The 1,253-nt window shown below is 49.0% G+C and carries 1 protein-coding gene; it reads left to right on the top strand.

Annotation, left to right across the window (positions count from 1 at the left end; translation table 11 throughout):
* Positions 1–1,071 (top strand): transposase (locus BMY60_RS15110; protein WP_143057500.1); only part of this gene is annotated, 1,071 nt, incomplete at its 5' end.
* Positions 1,072–1,253 lie beyond the last annotated feature (182 nt).

Raw genomic sequence — 1,253 nt, forward strand, 5'->3', positions numbered from 1 at the left:
ACAACAGTCAAGCTGTTGTATGGTCATCAGGCAGGTGCCGAGATTGGCTACAATCCGATGAAGCCAGGACGTCCCAGTCATACGTTACACACCTACTGGATTAGTAACATGCGGTTGGTATTGGATGCCGAAGTGCAAAGCGGCAAATCACATGCCGCCAAACATAGTTTACCGCGCTTGCGGCAACTGATTACAGGGCTCAAGCCTGAAGAGCGTCCCGTTATAGTGCGTGGTGACAATGCATTTGGCAATGAAGGTGTGATGGTTGGAATGGAAACGATTGGACAGAGCTATCTGTTCAAGCTTCGGCAGACTACCGGGGTTAAACGTTTTATTGAACGCAATTGGTGCCAAAGTGAATGGCAGAATGTAGGAAATGGTTTGCATGCTGTGGAAGATGAACTCAAGTTGGCAGGTTGGAGCCATTCACGACGGGTAGTCGTATTGCGGCGACAGGTGAAACGTGATCTGGCGGTTGAAGTGAAGTCTGGCGTGCAGCAGACACTGAACTTTATCGACCATTCAGAAAAAATCAAACTCTGGGAATATACCGTGCTGGTGACCAATACCGATTATTCTCTGGAAGCCCTTGGGCAATTGTACCGGGATCGGGCGGATTGTGAGAACGGCTTTGATGAATTGAAAAACCAGTGGGGATGGGGCGGCTACACGACGCATGACCTGGAACGCTGTAATCTTTCAGCAAGAGCCGTGGCACTCATCTACAACTGGTGGAGCTGGTATGTTCGTCTGGCACATCCTAAGAGGCGCTTGGAAGCCATTACCAGTCGTCCAATGCTGCTCAGTGGTATCGCCCGCATGACTCAACATGCCGGGCAGTCCAGACTTTTACTGACATTGACTCATGAAGCAGAGGATAAAATCAAATCGATGATCGCCAATATCCGTGCGGGCCTCGACGCTATTTTATCAAGTGCGCCTCAGTTGCCTGAAGCAGGTCGCTGGCCAGCCTTGGTGCGTTATATCATCAGTAAAATTATTGCCAGCAAACCCCAGAAATCACAATTTCTTGATTCATTTCCCGCTACGTTGGCATTTGATTCCAGCTAACTGAGGAATTTAGGTTAAAATGTCTGGTTCATCGTTAGCATGTCCGCGTTAGAACCCTAATTAATGTTAGGTAAACCCCCGGCTATGCCGGGGGACTCCCCAAGGTTTGACCGTTACGGCAATAGCAGTAACGTACTCATCCCAACCACGAGACGAGGAGTCAAAAATGAGGGAGTATCAAA

Origin of the sequence: Nitrosomonas sp. Nm51 (assembly GCF_900111165.1) — a bacterium.
Taxonomy (GTDB): domain Bacteria; phylum Pseudomonadota; class Gammaproteobacteria; order Burkholderiales; family Nitrosomonadaceae; genus Nitrosomonas.